Origin of the sequence: Citrobacter sp. S39 (assembly GCF_009495675.1) — a bacterium.
In the GTDB taxonomy this organism is placed as follows: domain Bacteria; phylum Pseudomonadota; class Gammaproteobacteria; order Enterobacterales; family Enterobacteriaceae; genus Citrobacter; species Citrobacter freundii.
Genome location: NZ_CP045555.1, coordinates 3,867,072 through 3,885,993 on the forward strand (window position 1 = coordinate 3,867,072; position 18,922 = coordinate 3,885,993).

The 18,922-nt window shown below is 52.3% G+C and carries 19 protein-coding genes; 4 read left to right on the forward strand and 15 right to left on the reverse strand.

The window, feature by feature from the left end:
* Positions 1 to 130 precede the first annotated feature (130 nt).
* Entirely contained in the window at positions 131 to 352 is a 222-nt protein-coding gene (locus GFB57_RS18520) for a hypothetical protein (RefSeq protein ID WP_003036289.1), read from the reverse strand.
* A gap of 534 nt (positions 353 to 886) precedes the next feature.
* Here GFB57_RS18520 and shiA point away from each other — a divergent pair.
* The 3 genes from shiA to GFB57_RS18535 all read left to right on the forward strand — a co-directional run bounded on the left by shiA (position 887) and on the right by GFB57_RS18535 (position 5,571).
* Positions 887 to 2,203, forward strand: coding sequence for a shikimate transporter (gene shiA / locus GFB57_RS18525; RefSeq protein ID WP_003036285.1), 1,317 nt, complete (start codon positions 887 to 889; stop codon positions 2,201 to 2,203).
* A gap of 118 nt (positions 2,204 to 2,321) precedes the next feature.
* Positions 2,322 to 3,776, forward strand: a complete 1,455-nt coding sequence (locus GFB57_RS18530) for an AMP nucleosidase (protein WP_003036283.1) — start codon at positions 2,322 to 2,324, stop codon at positions 3,774 to 3,776.
* A 16-nt stretch (positions 3,777 to 3,792) separates the two neighbouring features.
* Positions 3,793 to 5,571 carry an aminopeptidase P family protein gene (locus tag GFB57_RS18535; protein WP_003036280.1) on the forward strand — a complete coding sequence of 593 codons (1,779 nt, stop codon included), beginning with the start codon at positions 3,793 to 3,795 and terminating at the stop codon, positions 5,569 to 5,571.
* Between the two features lie 55 nt (positions 5,572 to 5,626).
* On the opposite strand, the gene ptsG is transcribed toward GFB57_RS18535, so the two are convergent.
* The 14 genes from ptsG to yceD form a co-directional block, all read right to left on the reverse strand.
* Positions 5,627 to 7,060 carry a PTS glucose transporter subunit IIBC gene (gene ptsG / locus GFB57_RS18540; RefSeq protein ID WP_003036277.1) on the reverse strand — a complete coding sequence of 478 codons (1,434 nt, stop codon included), beginning with the start codon at positions 7,058 to 7,060 and terminating at the stop codon, positions 5,627 to 5,629.
* Between the two features lie 293 nt (positions 7,061 to 7,353).
* A complete protein-coding gene (locus GFB57_RS18545; protein ID WP_003036276.1) occupies positions 7,354 to 8,151 on the reverse strand; it encodes a metal-dependent hydrolase in 798 nt (265 codons plus the stop codon).
* 10 nt (positions 8,152 to 8,161) lie between these two features.
* Positions 8,162 to 9,166 (reverse strand): DNA polymerase III subunit delta', encoded by a 1,005-nt coding sequence (holB, locus tag GFB57_RS18550; protein ID WP_003036270.1) that lies wholly within the window; start codon positions 9,164 to 9,166, stop codon positions 8,162 to 8,164.
* On the reverse strand, positions 9,163 to 9,804 hold the full coding sequence (tmk, locus tag GFB57_RS18555) for a dTMP kinase (RefSeq protein ID WP_003036268.1): 642 nt from the start codon (positions 9,802 to 9,804) through the stop codon (positions 9,163 to 9,165). Before tmk ends, holB begins: the two co-directional genes overlap by 4 nt.
* A complete protein-coding gene (gene yceG, locus GFB57_RS18560) occupies positions 9,794 to 10,816 on the reverse strand; it encodes a cell division protein YceG (RefSeq protein ID WP_003036266.1) in 1,023 nt (340 codons plus the stop codon). The genes tmk and yceG overlap by 11 nt, the downstream gene beginning before the upstream one ends.
* Before the next feature lie 2 nt (positions 10,817 to 10,818).
* A complete protein-coding gene (gene pabC / locus GFB57_RS18565; protein ID WP_003036263.1) occupies positions 10,819 to 11,628 on the reverse strand; it encodes an aminodeoxychorismate lyase in 810 nt (269 codons plus the stop codon).
* 135 nt (positions 11,629 to 11,763) lie between these two features.
* On the reverse strand, positions 11,764 to 13,005 hold the full coding sequence (gene fabF / locus GFB57_RS18570) for a beta-ketoacyl-ACP synthase II (protein WP_003036260.1): 1,242 nt from the start codon (positions 13,003 to 13,005) through the stop codon (positions 11,764 to 11,766).
* An 85-nt stretch (positions 13,006 to 13,090) separates the two neighbouring features.
* Positions 13,091 to 13,327, reverse strand: coding sequence for an acyl carrier protein (acpP, locus tag GFB57_RS18575; protein ID WP_000103754.1), 237 nt, complete (start codon positions 13,325 to 13,327; stop codon positions 13,091 to 13,093).
* A gap of 155 nt (positions 13,328 to 13,482) precedes the next feature.
* On the reverse strand, positions 13,483 to 14,217 hold the full coding sequence (gene fabG / locus GFB57_RS18580; RefSeq protein WP_003036255.1) for a 3-oxoacyl-ACP reductase FabG: 735 nt from the start codon (positions 14,215 to 14,217) through the stop codon (positions 13,483 to 13,485).
* A gap of 12 nt (positions 14,218 to 14,229) precedes the next feature.
* Positions 14,230 to 15,159, reverse strand: a complete 930-nt coding sequence (fabD, locus tag GFB57_RS18585) for an ACP S-malonyltransferase (protein WP_008320343.1) — start codon at positions 15,157 to 15,159, stop codon at positions 14,230 to 14,232.
* Between the two features lie 15 nt (positions 15,160 to 15,174).
* Entirely contained in the window at positions 15,175 to 16,128 is a 954-nt protein-coding gene (gene fabH, locus GFB57_RS18590) for a beta-ketoacyl-ACP synthase III (protein WP_003036247.1), read from the reverse strand.
* Between the two features lie 77 nt (positions 16,129 to 16,205).
* A complete protein-coding gene (gene plsX / locus GFB57_RS18595) occupies positions 16,206 to 17,285 on the reverse strand; it encodes a phosphate acyltransferase PlsX (protein WP_003846798.1) in 1,080 nt (359 codons plus the stop codon).
* A 122-nt stretch (positions 17,286 to 17,407) separates the two neighbouring features.
* Positions 17,408 to 17,581 carry a 50S ribosomal protein L32 gene (rpmF, locus tag GFB57_RS18600; protein WP_003036242.1) on the reverse strand — a complete coding sequence of 58 codons (174 nt, stop codon included), beginning with the start codon at positions 17,579 to 17,581 and terminating at the stop codon, positions 17,408 to 17,410.
* Positions 17,582 to 17,597: 16 nt separating this feature from the next.
* Positions 17,598 to 18,119, reverse strand: coding sequence for a 23S rRNA accumulation protein YceD (gene yceD / locus GFB57_RS18605; protein WP_003036239.1), 522 nt, complete (start codon positions 18,117 to 18,119; stop codon positions 17,598 to 17,600).
* A gap of 197 nt (positions 18,120 to 18,316) precedes the next feature.
* Between yceD and GFB57_RS18610 the strand changes: the two genes are divergently transcribed.
* Positions 18,317 to 18,901 carry a nucleoside triphosphate pyrophosphatase gene (locus tag GFB57_RS18610; RefSeq protein ID WP_003036231.1) on the forward strand — a complete coding sequence of 195 codons (585 nt, stop codon included), beginning with the start codon at positions 18,317 to 18,319 and terminating at the stop codon, positions 18,899 to 18,901.
* Positions 18,902 to 18,922: the final 21 nt, after the last annotated feature.

Genomic DNA, 18,922 nt, shown 5'->3' on the forward strand with positions numbered 1-18,922 from the left:
ATGCTTTGTACAAGAACGTCTGCTCCTCGCTCAAAGTTGCCCCTCAGCTCCACGCCAGCTGCTGAACAAACGCATCCGTGTAAGTGCACAATTTTCATGTGGCACTAAAGCAGTGTGTTCCCATCGACATTCAGTCAGCTTTATACGCCTGCCACTCGCGCCAGACATTCTCAGGATCAATATCGCGGTAGCCACGCTCTCTGATTATATCCTCGGCTGCTTCGGCCGGCAGGCGGATGGCTGTAGCGCCATCGCGAATGGACTCAACCTCATCGCGGGTCAATTCCCGTCCTATGTCCTGTTCTTTATCAATCAGGACTACGATCAACGCAGGGATAAAAACAATCTTCATACTGACAAGCCTCTGAAATATTCGCATCCCACTGTATCACTGACAGTTTTGATATAATTCAGTAATCGTCAATTTATTACCAGGATGGGAATCATTCATGACATTACAAATCCGTGGCCACACCGGCCGACGCGATGTTGCTTAATGCGCTGGGCTACCGCACGCACTTTGAACAAAAGGCACTGGAGCTTCGCTTATATGTCTACGGAGATAACAGGCGTGCGATTCGTGCTTATGAGCGATGTGGTTTCACTGAATCTCCGTATGCCATTATGAAAGTGGGTTTATAGCTTCCCCAAATACAGTACTCCTAATGCTCCGCCTGAAATCAGAACACTCCTGACAGGCCACGATTCCACCAGATTCAGATTTTTCATTCATCTTATTTTTCATGTTGCCATCAGATGAGGGAGATAATCGTTTTCACTTCCCGTCTGTCGCGGTAATCTCATAACGGTCGTTAATATTGCGACTGCAATGTGTGTAACCCAACTCAAATACTAATAACTAAAAAACAGTACAGACAGGATAACTATGGATTCCACCCTCACCTCCACGGGTCCCCAACAGGACGCCTCTTCGCTTAACCGCGCCCGACGCGCTGCGCTTGGCAGCTTCGCGGGTGCCGTGGTCGACTGGTATGATTTTCTGCTTTATGGCATTACTGCCGCACTGGTCTTTAACCGCGAGTTCTTCCCGCAGGTCAGCCCAGCGATGGGGACACTTGCCGCATTTGCTACCTTTGGCGTCGGATTTTTGTTCCGTCCGTTAGGCGGGGTGATCTTCGGCCACTTCGGCGATCGTCTGGGCCGTAAACGTATGCTGATGCTTACCGTCTGGATGATGGGTATTGCCACTGCGCTGATCGGGATTATTCCCTCTTTTGACACCATTGGCTGGTGGGCTCCTGTGCTGCTGGTGACACTACGCGCCATTCAGGGATTCGCCGTTGGCGGTGAATGGGGCGGCGCAGCGTTGCTCTCGGTCGAAAGCGCGCCGAAAAATAAAAAAGCCTTCTACAGCAGCGGCGTCCAGGTTGGTTACGGCGTCGGACTGTTACTTTCTACCGGTCTGGTCTCGCTGATTAGCTCGCAAACCACCGATGAGCAGTTCCTGAGTTGGGGCTGGCGTATTCCATTCCTGTTCAGCATCGTGCTGGTATTGGGCGCGTTGTGGATGCGTAACCGAATGGATGAATCGGCCGAATTCGAACAGCAGCAGCAGGCACCGCAACCAGAGAAAAAGAGACTACCGGTAGTCGAGGCATTAATCCGTCATCCAGGTGCGTTTTTGAAAATTATCGCTCTGCGCCTGTGTGAACTGCTGACGATGTATATCGTCACCGCGTTTGCCCTTAATTACTCCACGCAGAATCTGGGTTTACCTCGTGAACTGTTTCTGAATATCGGCTTGTTGGTGGGTGGACTGAGCTGTCTGACCATCCCCTGCTTTGCCTGGCTCGCCGACCGCTTTGGTCGCCGGCGCGTTTACATTACTGGCGCACTGGTCGGGACGCTTAGCGCATTCCCGTTCTTTATGGCGTTAGAAGCGCAATCCATTTTCTGGATCGTGTTCTTCGCGATTATGTTGGCCAACATTGCACACGATATGGTGGTCTGCGTACAGCAGCCTATGTTTACCGGTTTGTTTGGCGCAAGCTATCGTTACAGCGGCGCAGGCGTTGGTTATCAGGTAGCAAGCGTAGTTGGCGGCGGTTTTACCCCCTTCATTGCTGCTGCACTGGTAACATTCTCCGGCGGAGACTGGCACAGTGTAGCCATTTATCTGATGGCGGGTTGTCTTATTTCCGCGACTACAGCATTGCTGATGCGGGATAAGCAGCACGGTTAAGCCAGGGTGCGGAGGCCGTCCGGTCTTCGCGCAATCTTCCTCAACGTCTGACTTTTGTTTCACATTCCTGTGACATACTATCGGGAGAGCAGTACATCTGTGGAACAAGGAGACAGACATGAACAATAAGGGCTCCAGCCTGACCCCGGCTCAGGCACTGGATAAACTGGACGCGCTGTACGAGCAGTCGGTTAAAGCACTGCGTAGCGCCATTGGTAAGTATATTGAAACAGGGACGCTCCCTGATGTAATCGCCCGCCATAACGGTCTTTTTGTTTACCCATCACTGTGTGTCACCTGGGATGGCATCGCCACCAATCCCCCGAAAACCCGAGCCTATGGTCGTTTTACCCATGCGGGCAGCTACACCACTACGATTACCCGCCCGTCGCTTTTTCGTCCGTATCTTGAAGAACAGCTCACGCTGCTGTATCAGGATTATGATGCGCATATCTCCGTCGAGCCGTCGCAGCATGAAATCCCCTATCCCTATGTGATTGACGGTTCAGAACTGACGCTGGATCGCTCGATGAGCGCCGGATTAACGCGCCATTTCCCCACCACTGAATTGTCGCAGATTGGTGACGAAACGGCAGACGGGATTTTTCATCCGGCGGAATTTTCTCCGCTGTCTCACTTCGATGCCCGACGCGTGGATTTTTCGCTGGCGCGACTACGTCATTACACGGGAACGCCGGTTGAACATTTTCAACCTTTTGTGCTGTTCACCAACTACACCCGCTACGTCGATGAGTTTGTGCGTTGGGGTTGCAGCCAGATCCTCGACCCGAACAGCCCATATATCGCGCTTTCTTGTGCGGGTGGGATCTGGATCACCGCCGAAACCGAAGCGCCAGAAGAAGCCATCTCCGATCTCGCCTGGAAGAAACACCAGATGCCCGCCTGGCATTTAATCACGGCTGACGGTCAGGGGATCACGCTGGTCAATATCGGCGTTGGCCCGTCTAACGCCAAAACCATTTGCGATCATCTGGCCGTACTGCGTCCTGACGTCTGGCTGATGATTGGTCACTGCGGTGGTCTGCGTGAAAGCCAGGCGATTGGCGACTATGTTCTGGCCCACGCTTATCTGCGTGACGATCACGTTCTGGATGCCGTACTACCGCCGGATATTCCGATTCCGAGCATTGCGGAAGTACAACGCGCCCTGTATGACGCCACCAAAGAAGTCAGCGGTATGCCCGGTGAAGAAGTTAAACAGCGCTTGCGTACCGGTACTGTCGTCACCACCGACGATCGTAACTGGGAGCTACGCTATTCCGCTTCTGCGCTGCGTTTCAACCTCAGTCGCGCGGTGGCTATCGATATGGAAAGCGCCACCATCGCCGCTCAGGGATACCGTTTCCGCGTTCCGTACGGCACGCTGCTGTGCGTTTCCGACAAGCCGCTGCACGGTGAGATCAAACTACCTGGTCAGGCCAACCGTTTTTATGAAGGTGCTATTTCTGAGCATCTGCAAATAGGTATCCGGGCTATCGATCGTCTGCGTGCTGAAGGCGACCGACTGCACTCCCGTAAATTACGTACATTCAACGAACCGCCGTTCCGTTAAGACCTGAAGGTTAACTATGCACAACTCAACTCCTCTTTCCGCCCTGCGCAACCTGCTGATAGCGCAGGGGCTGGATGGCATGATTGTTCCGCGCGCCGACGCTCATCAAAGCGAAGATTGTACGCCGCATGACAATAAACTGGCCTGGCTGACCGGATTTAGCGGCTCTGCCGGCCTCGCGTTGGTCCTTCGGGATCGCGCGTTAATGTTTGTCGATGGACGCTATCAGGTCCAGGTACGCAATGAAGTCTCGCTGGATGATTTTGAAATTCATCATTTACACGATGAACCGCTGGCCGACTATTTGCAGTCTCACGTTGCAGCGGGTACACGTATCGGCTTTGAACCGCTGCTGATGGTCAACAGCCAGTTTGAAGCCTTGTCGGCAACTCATTGCGAGCTGGTACCTCTTGAGCAAGATCCTTTTGACCAGGTGTGGCTTGACCGACCGGCAGCCCCCTGCGGCATCATTCGTGAAATGCCCATTGAAATCAGCGGGGAAAACAGCACGCAAAAGCGTGCCCGCGTCGTGGAACAACTCGCTCAACATGAGGCTGACGTACTGGCAATTACCCTGCCGGATAACATTGCCTGGCTGTTGAATGTACGCGGTTCAGATCTGGCTATGGTGCCAGTACCGTTTTCGTTTGCCCTGCTCCATCGCAGCGGTGAGCTGGAATGGTTTGTGGATAGCAACAAAACGCAGCAACTCCCCGTATCACTGCTGAACACGCTCACGCTGGCCCCGCAAGAGAGTTTCCTGGTACGTTGCCAGCAACTGGCCAGTGGGAAACGCTTCCTGGTCGATAAAGACTACGCCCCGGTTGCGTTGCGTTTTGCCATTGAAGAACACGGTGGCAACGTCTTATGGGCCCCTGATCCCATCACCTTGATGAAAGCCCACAAAAATGACGTTGAACTGGCGGGCTATCGGGAATGCCATGAACAAGATGGCGCAGCCTGGGTTAATTTCCTTGCCTGGCTGGCCCATGAAGTCCCTTTGCGCGAAGCGGCTGGCAATCCGGTCACCGAACTGGAAGCCCAGGCAAAGCAACTGGAATTTCGCCAGCAGCAGCCGGGATTTATTGAGCAAAGCTTCAGCACGATATCGGCCTCTGCCAGCAATGCGGCGATGTGTCATTACCACTCCAGTGAAAAAACCAATACGCCAATTACCTCGCAGGCCATGTATCTGAATGATTCCGGCGGCCAGTACCACAATGGTACGACGGATACGACGCGTACCTTCGCGTTTGGTCCACAGGATCCGCAACGTCGTCTGCATTACACCGCCGTGCTGAAAGGCTTTTTGTCGCTTATTTCACTGCAGTTTCCCAGCGGCACTCAGGGCCATCAACTGGATGCCTTTAGCCGTCGGGCGTTGTGGGATTTAGGCCTGGATTTTGATCATGGAACAGGACACGGAGTAGGCCACCAGTTGCTTATCCATGAACAGCCCCATCGCATTGCCAAGAAAGTAAACCCCTGGCCTCTGGTCGCGGGCAATATCATCACTATCGAACCGGGTTACTATCTGGCCGGGCAATATGGGATCCGTATTGAGAACCAGGTGGAAATAATCAACAGCCGCCCTGGCTTCTGTCGTTTCTCAACGCTGACGCTGGTGCCGATTGATTTGAACCTGGTTGAACTGCATCTGTTGGGTGAAGCTGAAAAGCAATGGATTGATGATTACCACCAGCAGGTCAGAGAGACGTTATCCCCTCGCGTGAATGCAGAGGCTCGTCCGTGGCTGTTCGCCGTCACCGCGCCGATTCGCGTTCAGGCTAATTAATGCAATAAAAAAGGCAGCCCGTAGGCTGCCTTAGTTCTCCCCAATTTCTTACTGCTTAGCTGTTACGGATGTACTCATCCATTTCAGTTTTCAGGTTATCGGACTTAGTACCGAAAATCGCCTGAACACCGGAACCAGCTACCACAACGCCCGCCGCACCCAGTTTCTTCAGGCCAGCCTGATCCACTTTGGCAACGTCAGCCACGCTGACACGCAGACGGGTGATACACGCATCAAGGTTAGTGATGTTTTCTTTACCGCCGAACGCCGCAACCAGAGCCGGAGCCATTTCGCCTGACGCACCTGCTTTGCTGTCTTCGGTGGCATCTTCACGACCCGGAGTTTTCAGGTCCAGCGCTTTGATCAGCACACGGAAGATGGTGTAGTAAACAATCGCATAACCGATACCGACAATCGGGAACAGCCACAGTTTGCTGCTGTTACCGGAAAGAACGATAAAGTCGATCAGACCGTGGGAGAACGACGTACCGTCACGCATACCCAGCAGGATACAGATCGGGAATGCCAGACCAGCCAGAATCGCGTGGATGATGTACAGGATCGGCGCCACGAACATGAAGGAGAACTCGATCGGCTCGGTAATACCGGTCAGGAACGAGGTCAGCGCCGCGGAGATCATGATACCGCCCACTTTCGCGCGGTTTTCTGGTTTAGCAGAGTGCCAGATAGCGATAGCAGCAGCTGGCAGACCGTACATTTTGAACAGGAAGCCACCGGACAGTTTGCCCGCAGTCGGGTCACCCGCCATATAGCGAGGGATGTCGCCGTGGAACACCTGACCTGCAGCGTTGGTGTATTCACCGATCTGCATCTGGAATGGGACGTTCCAGATATGGTGCAGACCAAACGGCACCAGGCAGCGTTCAATGAAGCCATAGATACCGAACGCCACGACCGGGTTCTGGTATGCAGCCCACTGGGAGAACGTCTGAATAGCAGTACCGATTGGTGGCCAAATGAAGGACAGAACCACACCTGTGAAGATAGCAGCCAGACCAGAAATGATAGGAACGAAGCGCTTACCCGCAAAGAAGCCAAGATACTCAGGCAATTTAATACGGTAGAAGCGGTTGAACATATACGCTGCAATCGCACCGGAGATAATCCCCCCGAGAACACCCGTATCAGCAAGGTGTTTAGCTGCGATCTCTTCAGCAGGTAAATGCAGAACCAGCGGCGCAACTACAGCCATGGTCTTAACCATGATGCCGTAAGCAACAACGGATGCCAGTGCAGATACACCGTCATTATTAGTGAAGCCTAATGCAACACCGATAGCAAAAATCAGCGGCATGTTCGCAAAAACAGAACCGCCCGCTTCTGCCATTACGTGCGATACAACGGCTGGCAGCCAGCTGAAGTTAGCGGAACCGACGCCCAGCAGGATACCTGCAATTGGGAGTACGGATACCGGCAGCATCAGCGATTTACCGACCTTTTGCAGGTTAGCAAATGCATTCTTAAACATAATTAGGAGTGCTCCTGAGTATTTGTGCTTTTCTACGTTCTCACGCATTAGCGAGGGGGGAGAACCTCGCCGTGTACAGGGCATCTAAGTACCCTTTATTTATTACACAGAGTAAAATAATTCAGTTTGTTTTTGTTTGACGGCTATCACAGTTCAGTCGTGAATGGCCGCAAAATCCGCACATTCCGATAAAATGCGTTTCTGAATGTGTCAAGCTGGTTATTCACCGCCCATTTTGTGGCGGTGAACTTTACTCGCATTAGTGATTAATTACGAGCTTTAAAAAAAGTCAGTTAACGAACAGATTGCAGGCGAGAAGCGTCGATGTGAAACAGGCGGGCAAAGTTATCAGTGGTTGCCTGCGCCAGTTCTTCAACGGCAACACCTTTCACTACGGCCATGTACTCTGCAACGTCACGAGTCATGGCGGGCTGGTTCTCTTTTCCACGATGCGGTACAGGCGCAAGGTAGGGAGAATCCGTCTCGACCAATAACCGGTCCAGAGGAACATAGCGGGCGGCATCACGGAGCTGCTCTGCATTTCGGAACGTGACGATGCCGGAAAACGAGATATAGAATCCAAGGTCCAGTAATTTGCCCGCCGTTTCTCTGTCCTCTGTAAAACAGTGTAGTACGCCGCCACAATCCGTCACTTTTTCTTCGCGCAGAATAGACAGCGTGTCGGCTCGCGCATCGCGGGTATGCACGATAACTGGCTTCTGTAACTCACGGCCAATCTGAATATGGTGGATAAAAGATTCCTGCTGGCGCACCTTTGTTTCCGGCGTGTAAAAATAGTCCAGCCCGGTTTCTCCCATCGCCACAACCCCCTCTTCGGCGGCAAAACGACGCAGCTCCTCAACATCATAGGTTTCATCCTGATTTAACGGATGCACGCCGCAGGAAAAAACCACATTGTCACGCTCACCAACCAGTTCACGCATACTGCGGTATCCTGGCAAGGTGGTTGCAACGGCAAGACAGAATTTCACATCGCGTGCGGCCGCTTTCGCCAGCACGTCGTCCACGTCCTTATGCAGAGATTGATAATCCAGGCCATCAAGATGGCAGTGTGAGTCGACTAAAAACATAATGTCTCTCTCAAAGATGGGGAACAGGCAGTACGGTGCCTGGTTGCAGGTAATGCTCAATACGAAGAATAAGATCGGTTAATACCAGCTCGCGGTTTACGCCCGTCACGTTCAGCAACTGCTGACGGCAATGACAAACGTCACCGAGTATCGCCTGTATCTGGGCAACGGATAACCGTTCTGCGATGGAAGATATCAGGTCCAGGGCATCGGGATTGGTTAAATGGGCAATCCCATACGGACGTTTCAACGCATCCGTAAACAACGTTGCCAGCCAGTGTAAACGGGCGGCAGCCTGATCATGGTTTAACGCCGCGAGCAAGATATACCAATCACCGGCGTTTAATGTATTCACCAGTGCCGCACAAAAATCTGTACGGTGTGCCCAGCTTTCAGCCTGTAACAGCGTGAGTGCCGCGCCTGGCGAACCGGCACTTAGACGTAACGCGCTAAGCAGCGCTTCTGACGACGCAGTCACTTCACGAGCAAGCCAGGAGATAGCATACGACTCCGGAGGTGGCGCAAGATGATGTAACCGACAACGGCTGCGTAATGTCGCCAGCAAACGAGCTGGCTCTGTGCTGGCGAGGAAAAACCAGGTCTGTGCCGGGGGTTCTTCCAGCGTTTTCAACAGGGCATTGGCGGCAGCATCGGTTAACTGGGCGGCATCAGGGATCCACACGACCTTCGCACCGCCGAGACGCGAATGCTCGTACAGCTTTTCACTGACTTCGCGTACAGCATCAACCCCCAGCGAGCTTTTGCCTTTTTCTGGCAGCAGCGAATAGTAGTCAGGGTGTGTCCCCGCCTGCATCAGCTGACAGCCACGGCACTGTCCGCAGCTTTTATGTCCTTCCGGCTGCTGGCACATTAAATAGCGGCTGAGGGCGTAAATAAGCGCGTCGTCGCCCATTCCGGGTAACGCCTGAATCAGTAACGCATGGTGACCACGACCCGCCTGGTAGCTGGCCACCAGTTTTTCAAAATCCGGTCGTAACCATGGGTACCATTTCATGCGCCCTGCTCCTTCACCCATTGGGTGATGGTATTGCGAATATCAGCCATCACAGCCTCCAGCGGCTGCGTAGCGTCTATAGTGCGAATGCTGGCGTCTTTGGCAGCCAGCTCAAGATAGCGCGCGCGGGTACGATTAAAGAAATCGAAAGATTCCTGCTCAATACGATCCAGCTCGCCGCGTGCGCGTGCACGCTTCAACCCGACTTCTGGTGTCACATCCAGATAGATAGTCAGATCCGGGCGAAAATCGCCGAGCACTGCATCGCGCAGGGTTGCCAGCATGTTTTGATCGATGCCGCGTCCGCCGCCCTGATACGCTTGAGTCGACAGATCGTGACGATCGCCAATTACCCACGCGCCTTTCGCCAGCGCAGGTTTAATAACGGTTTCGACCAGCTGTACGCGCGCGGCGTAAAACATCAGAACTTCGGCTTTGTCAGTGATAACCTCGTCACCCACCGACTTAATGTCCAGCACCAGGCTTCTTAGTTTCTCAGCCAGCTGCGTGCCGCCAGGTTCGCGGGTGAAAACCATGTCACGAATACCGAGTTGCTCAAGTGTCTCTACCACTACGTTACGCGCGGTGGTTTTTCCGGCGCCTTCCAGGCCCTCGATGACGATATAGTTACTGCCCATTTTTTTCCTTAAGCACTTTCAGGTAATCCTGCACGGACCGGTTGTGGCTGGCAAGATTGGTGTTAAACGTGTGGCCACCTTTACCGTCAGCCACAAAATAAAGATACGGCGTTTTTGCCGGATGTGCCGCGGCCTGCAATGATGCCTCTCCCGGCATGGCAATCGGGCCAGGTGGCAGTCCTGTAATGGTATAGGTGTTATAAGCGGTCGGGGTGTCTAAATCCACACGCGACAATTTGCCATTATACCGTGACCCCATACCGTAAATCACCGTTGGATCGGTTTGTAAACGCATACCAATACGTAAACGGTTAATAAACACCGAAGCCACCTGGTCACGCTCGCTGGCAACCGCAGTCTCTTTTTCAATAATAGAAGCCATAGTTACCAGCTGATTTTTGTCCTGATAAGGCAGGCCATCAGCGCGTCCTTCCCAGACAGTATCCACCGCTTTAACCATTTTCTGATGCGCGCGTTTTAGCAACGCTACGTCAGTCGTATTGGCGGTATACATCCAGGTATCTGGCCAGAACCAACCTTCCACCCATTGCGGGTTTTCCAGCTTCAGCGCCTGGGCCACGGTCTCATAGCTATCGTCGCTTAACGTATGTTTGATATACGGGGCATCGCGCAGCTGTTTCAGGTAATCGCTTAGGCGCATCCCTTCAACCAGACGTAACGGGAACTGCGCCTCTTTTCCGCTTTCCAGCAGTTGCAGCATATCCCGAACCGTCATGTCGGGTGTAAAACGGTAGGTTCCGGCCTTAAAATGCGACAGTTCGGGTTCCACACGCAGCAGCCATTGGAACACGCGCGGACGGTTAATAACCTTGTCCGCATACAGCTGTTCGCCCAGGGCCAGGCGGCCCGTCCCCGCTTTCAGCGTAAAAATCGTCTCTTCTTTAATCAATAATTTACTGTCCGCCAGATGGCGAACTTTCCACATTCCCACTCCCGCGGCAATGCCCAGCACAACCAGCAATAACAGGACAACGAGTAACAGTTTTTTCATGACTAATTCGGGTGCTCACAAAGTGGGGCTAAAAAATCGAATAACAAACGTGAAGACAGCAATGTGTCGCCACAGGCACGCACGGGAATAATGGGCATTAACGCGTTACAGACGACGATTTCATCAGCCTGCATAACCTCCTCCAACCCGGCATACACTTCGACAATACTGAATGGCGATTGTGCCAGCATCCGGATACAGAATTGTCGCATAATGCCGTTTACTCCGGCCTGATCCAGGCGGGGCGTGTAAACCACATCACCTTTACGCCAGAACAAATTAGCCGCACAGCATTCCGTAACCCATCCCTCGCTGTCAAGAACCAGTGCTTCATCTGCGTCCGTCTGTTCAAGATGAGAGCGAATCAACACCTGCTCCAGTCGATTCAGATGTTTAAGCCCGGCAAGCAGTGGATTACGTCCCAGACGTACTGGGCTTAGCGCCAGCATAATGCCATCTTGCCGCCAACGATCGTAATGAACGGGCCAGGCTGAAACGGAGAGGATGCGTGTGGCGCTGTGACAATTTTTGCCACTGTAGCCCCGGCCTCCACTGCCACGGCTGATAATCACTTTCAACACCCCGCGTACGTGCCCTTTCGCCAGCATTTTCATTTCATTTTGCAGCTCGGACCAATTTTCAAAAGAGATCAGCAGTTTTTGGCAAGCGTCTTGTAAACGCTCAAGATGCGCTGCAAAGAGAGGGATTTCGCCGTCGATAATACAGGCAGTGGTAAAACAGCCATCACCAAATTGGGTCGCTCGATCGCTTGCTGCCAGCATATTCTGCTCGCAGCCATTAATTAAGAACATGGTGGCTCCTTATTTCTGGTCCGCTAGTTTGGCAGGATGAGTAACACAGGACAAGGGCGGAAAACCGAATAAAAAAAGGCCCGACAAGCGGACCTTTTCAATTTGCTATCGATGCTAGCGCATCACCTAACGGGCTTAAATCTTTTTAAAGATCAAAGAGCCGTTGGTACCACCGAAGCCAAAGGAGTTACACAGCGCATACTCCAGACCACTAACCTGACGCGCTTCGTGAGGTACGAAGTCCAGATCACAACCTTCATCCGGATTATCCAGGTTGATGGTTGGCGGAATAGCCTGATCGCGCAGCGCCAGGATAGAGAAAATAGACTCTACCGCGCCCGCCGCACCCAACAGGTGTCCGGTCATAGATTTGGTGGAGCTTACCATTACACGGCTTGCCGCATCACCAAAGACAGATTTCACTGCTTGGGTTTCTGCTTTATCGCCTGCAGGCGTAGACGTACCATGCGCGTTGACATAGCCAATCTGACCCGCTTCGATAGCCGCATCACGCAGCGCGTTGACCATTGCCAGCGCAGCACCTGCACCGTTTTCCGGTGGTGACGTCATGTGGTAAGCATCACTGCTCATACCGAAGCCAACGACTTCAGCATAGATTTTTGCACCGCGCGCTTTCGCATGTTCGTACTCTTCCAGTACAACCATGCCTGCGCCGTCGCCCAGCACAAAGCCATCACGTTCTTTGTCCCACGGACGGCTTGCCGCTTGCGGGTTATCATTACGTGTAGACAGCGCACGTGCCGCGCCAAAACCACCCACGCCCAGCGGCGTACTGGCTTTTTCTGCACCACCCGCAACCATCGCGTCCGCATCCCCGTATGCAATGATACGTGCGGCATGACCGATGTTATGCACGCCTGAAGTACAGGCGGTCGCGATGGAGATGCTTGGCCCTTGCAGGCCGTACATGATGGTCAGGTGACCTGCCACCATGTTAACAATCGTCGACGGAACGAAGAACGGGCTGATCTTACGCGGTCCACCATTTACCAGAGAGGTATGGTTTTCTTCGATAAGACCGAGACCGCCAATACCAGAGCCGATAGCGGCGCCAATACGGTGGGCGTTCTCTTCCGTTATTTCGAGGCCAGAATCCTGCATGGCCTGAACGCCAGCGACAATTCCATATTGAATGAAAGCATCCATCTTGCGCTGTTCTTTGCGCGAGATAATGTCTTCACAGTTAAAATCCTTTACTAAGCCAGCAAATTTCGTTGCATAGGCGCTAGTATCGAAATGGTCGATCAGGCTGATGCCACTCTGACCGGCAAGGAGAGCTTTCCAGGTAGACTCTACGGTATTGCCGACAGGAGACAACATGCCCAGTCCGGTCACAACTACACGACGCTTAGACACGGTTGTCCTCCAGGGAGGGAAAATAATTCAAGTGGGATAAAAAGATAAAACTCAGGCGGTCGAATGACCGCCTGGAGATGTTCACTTACGCCTGGTGGCCGTTGATGTAATCAATGGCAGCCTGAACGGTAGTGATTTTCTCAGCTTCTTCGTCCGGAATCTCAGTATCAAACTCTTCTTCCAGAGCCATTACCAGCTCAACGGTGTCAAGAGAATCTGCGCCCAGGTCTTCAACGAAGGAAGCATTGTTGGTTACTTCTTCCTGCTTAACGCCCAGCTGTTCGCCGATAATTTTCTTAACGCGTTCTTCGATAGTGCTCATACTCTTAAATTTCCTATCAAAACTCGCTTTCGCGATGGTTTTCGTAGTGTATAAAATGTTGAAAAATTTGCAACTAAATCCCGGCAGGTCTTACCACGATTTTGCGCTATTTTGAGGCCATTCACCCTAATAACGCAAATATTTTTCAATCGTGGTTAAACCATGTACATCCCGCCGTTGACGTGCAAAGTCTCACCTGTGATGTAACTTGCTTCGTCAGAAGCTAAAAATGCAACCGCACTGGCGATTTCCTGAGCGCCGCCAAGGCGACCCGCAGGAACCTGCGCCAGAATACCCGCACGCTGATCATCAGACAGCGCACGCGTCATGTCCGTTTCAATAAAGCCCGGAGCAACAACGTTTACAGTAATGCCACGAGACGCAACTTCGCGCGCCAGTGATTTACTGAAGCCGATCAGACCCGCTTTCGCCGCAGCGTAGTTAGCCTGACCTGCATTTCCCATGGTACCAACCACAGAACCGATAGTGATAATACGCCCATGACGCTTTTTCATCATAGCTCGCATTACCGCTTTTGACAGACGGAAAACAGATGACAGGTTGGTTTCAATGATATCGTTCCACTCGTCATCTTTCATGCGCATTAACAGGTTATCACGAGTAATCCCGGCATTATTGACCAGGATATCGACTTCACCAAATTCTGCGCGAATATTTTCCAGAACAGATTCGATAGATGCAGGATCGGTCACATTCAACATCAGACCTTTACCATTTGCACCTAAATAATCGCTAATGGCCTGCGCGCCGCTTTCGCTGGTAGCAGTACCGATAACTTTCGCGCCACGGGCAACGAGTGTCTCAGCAATTGCGCGGCCAATGCCACGGCTTGCACCGGTAACCAGCGCGATTTTTCCTTCAAAACTCATGGTCTTCCTCTTTTATTGCTCTAGCGCCGCAGACAGTGCCGCCGGCTCATTCAGTGCCGAAGCAGTCAGGGTGTCAACAATACGTTTCGTCAAACCGGTCAGAACTTTACCCGGACCGACTTCATACAGGTGCTCTACGCCCTGGGATGCCATAAATTCAACGGTTTTAGTCCACTGAACCGGGCTATACAGCTGACGAACCAGCGCATCGCGAATTGCGTCTGCCGTGGTTTCACACTTCACATCGACGTTGTTCACGACCGGAACTGTCGGTGCGTTAAAGGTGATTTTCTGCAGCTCAACGGCCAGTTTCTCAGCAGCAGGCTTCATCAGCGCACAGTGAGACGGCACGCTAACTGGCAGTGGCAGAGCACGTTTCGCACCCGCAGCTTTACAGGCAGCGCCCGCACGTTCAACCGCTTCTTTATGACCCGCGATAACCACCTGGCCTGGCGAGTTGAAGTTAACCGGAGAAACAACCTGACCTTCTGCTGACTCTTCACATGCTTTAGCGATAGACGCATCATCAAGACCGATAATCGCAGACATACCGCCTGTGCCTTCTGGTACAGCTTCCTGCATGAACTTACCGCGCAGTTCTACCAGACGTACGGCATCAGCAAATGCGATCACGCCTGCGCAGACCAGCGCAGAATATTCGCCCAGGCTGTGACCCGCCATCAGCGCAGGTGTTTTACCACCCTGCTGCTGCCATACGCGGTAAAGCGCGACAGATGCGGTCAATAGCGCTGGCTGCGTCTGCCAGGTTTTATTCAGTTCTTCGGCCGGCCCCTGCTGAGTCAACGCCCACAGATCATAGCCCAGCGCAGCTGATGCTTCAGCAAATGTTTCTTCAACAATTGGGTAGTTTGCTGCCATTTCAGACAACATCCCAACGGTCTGGGAACCCTGCCCCGGAAACACAAATGCAAATTGCGTCATGTTTAAATCCTTATACTAGAAACGAACCAGCGCGGAGCCCCAGGTGAATCCACCCCCGAAGGCTTCAAGCAATATCAACTGCCCAGCTTTAATACGCCCGTCGCGGACGGCTTCGTCCAGCGCGCACGGTACGGAGGCAGCAGAGGTATTACCATGTCTGTCGAGCGTCACGACAACATTATCCATCGACATACCCAGCTTTTTAGCTGTCGCGCTGATAATGCGCAGGTTAGCCTGATGCGGTACCAGCCAGTCCAGCGCAGAACGGTCGAGATTATTGGCTTCCAGCGTTTCATCAACGATGTGCGCAAGCTCGGTCACCGCGACTTTAAATACTTCGTTACCCGCCATCGTCAGATGGATCGGGTTTTCTGGGTTCACGCGATCGGCGTTAGGCAGCGTCAACAGTTCGCCATAGCGACCGTCAGCGTGCAGATGCGTGGAGAGAATGCCTGGCTCTTCTGATGCGCTCAGTACAACCGCGCCCGCCCCATCACCGAAAATGATGATCGTTCCGCGATCGGTTGGATCACAGGTGCGCGCCAGAACATCAGAGCCAACGACCAGAGCATGCTTAACTGCGCCAGATTTAACATACTGGTCGGCAACGCTCAGGGCGTAAGTGAAACCAGCGCAAGCTGCTGCAACGTCAAACGCCGGACAGCCTTTGATCTCCAGCATACTTTGGATCTGGCACGCCGCGCTTGGAAATGCGTGAGTGGATGATGTGGTAGCAACCACAATCAGACCAATTTGCTCTTTGTCGATGCCCGCCATTTCAATCGCACGGTTTGCGGCGGCAAAGCCCATCGTCGCAACTGTTTCATTTGGCGCTGCAATATGGCGTTCACGGATACCTGTACGAGTGACGATCCACTCATCAGATGTCTCAACCATTTTTTCCAAATCGGCGTTAGTACGCACTTGTTCAGGCAGATAGCTGCCAGTACCAATAATCTTCGTATACATGTACGCTCAGTCACTTTTTGGTTATATACCGCCACGAGCAAATCGCTGATACGTTGGCCACATTCACAAACGCACCGTTATCTGTGTGCTCGTGAGGTTGCGCTTTCGCCACCGTCCAGCAGTTCGAATCCAGCTGGGTATACAGATTCCAGGCGAGCGGCAATTCGCTGAGGAACTTGTCGCTGCACCGCCTGCACTGCCTGTTCAATCGCGACTTCAAATGCTCGCTGATTGGCCGCACCATGACTCTTAATCACCGTGCCGCGCAATCCTAACAGACAGGCGCCATTATACTGGTCGGGGTTGAGGTGACTAAATCGCCTTGTCAGGCTTTTTTGTAACCAACGTTTTAATAACAGAAGCCACCACGACCGTTTTTTGCCCTCACCCTGAGATTTCAGCAGTGAAAGGAACATTCTGACAACACCTTCCATCGTCTTTAATGTGACATTACCTGTAAAGCCGTCACAGACCAACACATCGGTTTTGCCAGTCAGTAACTCATTGGCTTCAAGATAGCCGATATAATTAATGGAAGGGATTGTTTTTAGCACAGCTGAAGCATCTCGAATACTGTCGAGACCTTTCGTTTCTTCTTCGCCGATGTTGAGTAACGCTACGCGAGGATTGGCAATGCCAACAACCTCTTCTGCCAGCACGGAACCCATGACGGCAAATTGCACCAACATCGTGCTATCACAATCTACGTTGGCGCCCAAATCCAGCACCACCGTTTTGCCCTTTTGCTGATGCGGTAAAACCGTCACCAACGCCGGACGCTCAATCCCCTCAAGGGGTTTGAGCAATAACTTCGCAAGTCCCATCAGTGCGCCCGTATTACCGGCGCTGACACAAGCTTGTGCCTGACCTTCTTTCACGAGCTCCAGGGCAACACGCATTGAGCTTCCACGACTGGCGCGAATAGCTTGCGAGGGCCGGGCATCACTGGCAATAACTGACTGAGCAGGGATAATCTGCAGACGCGAACGTTGTTCGAAGTCAGCTTTGGCAAGTAATGGCGTGATTGTATCGGGATCCCCGACTAAAAGAAGTGTGAGTTGCGAATTAGAATTCAGTGCCTGCAATGCTGCAGGCACTGTCACGGTAGGGCCAAAATCTCCCCCCATGACATCTAACGCCAGGGTTAGACGTGTCAAGGTATCGTCGCTGCCCGGTTAGGTGTTTCCCCAGTTACCCGGGGAAAGCCTCACTAAGCTTCATCACGCGTTCACTCTTTGTCTTTCTCACCAGCGGTGGAAAGCCATTGAGTCATGCGTGATTACTTAGCGATTACCTTACGGCCACGGTAGAAACCGTCGGCAGTGATGTGGTGACGCAGGTGTTGTTCACCAGAAGTTTTGTCTACAGACAGGCTGGTGACTGCGGTCAGAGCGTCATGAGAACGACGCATGCCACGTTTGGAACGGGTTGGTTTATTCTGTTGTACGGCCATGGACCTTACTCCTCAATTACTTACGCTTTAAGCTGGCTAATACGGCAAATGGGTTTGGTTTTTGCGCTTCATCAGGCAATTCGCCAAAGACCATGTCCGCCTCGGACACTTCACAGTGTTCAGAATCATGCACCGGAACTACCGGCAAGGAGAGGATAATCTCATCTTCAACCATTGCAAGCAGATCGATTTCACCGAATTCGTTAACCTCAATCGGCTCATACGCTTCCGGGAGTGCTTCAGCCTGCTCGTCAGAACGGACAGGACTAAAACAATATGTTGTGTGAACATGAAGTGGAAACGGTTTCCCGCAACGCTGACATTCGAGCGTAACCGATACCTTCGCATCACCGGTTATAACGGCGAGACGCTGGTTATCGATAGCGAACGACATGGAGCATTCCACATCACTGTCCACACTGACTACAGAATCGGCGACGCGCTCAACCAGATCAGAAGTATAGATACCTTCATAATCGAGGCGTTTCTGAGCCGTACGAACCGGATCAAGAGTCAGGGGTAATTTTACCTTTTGCATAGGGCGCGCATATTAACTTTGTAACGTCATATAGTCAAAGAAAAAGGCAGCCTGTGGTTGCCTTTTGCCAATAATTCGCACACATTGCGGGTCATCGACTTAAAATCGCTCAAGACAAGCCACTACAGCCAGCTTGTAGGTCGAAGTCCATAGTTTAAAATGGCTCTCATCAATACGCTATATGCGAGGGAAAAAATATGCCTCAACTTATTCTTGCTTCCACCTCTCCCTGGCGTCGCGCTTTACTCGAAAAACTGGCAATTCCGTTCGAATGCGCAGCACCAGAGGTTGATGAAACACCATTACCAGGCGAGGCGCCGCGTCATCTGGTGTTGCGACTGGCGCAGCAAAAAGCACAATCACTCGCCCACCGTTATCCCTCGCATCTGATTATTGGCTCCGATCAAATTTGTGTTCTTGATGGTGAAATAACCGGCAAACCATTAACAGAAGAAAATGCGCGCCAACAGTTACTCAAAGCCCGTGGCAATATTGTGACGTTTTACACCGGACTGGCGCTGTATAATTCTGCGAGCGGACATTTACAAACTGAAGTAGAACCTTTTGACGTCCATTTCCGTCATTTAAGCGAGGCGGAAATTGACGATTATCTGCGCAAAGAGCGTCCGCTCCATTGTGCAGGTAGTTTCAAAAGTGAAGGGTTAGGTATTGCACTCTTTGAACGCCTGGAGGGTCGTGACCCAAATACCTTGGTAGGTTTGCCGCTGATCGCGTTGTGTCAAATGCTGCGGCGGGAAGAAATGAACCCGTTGAATGCCTGATTAATCTGCATGATGTCGACG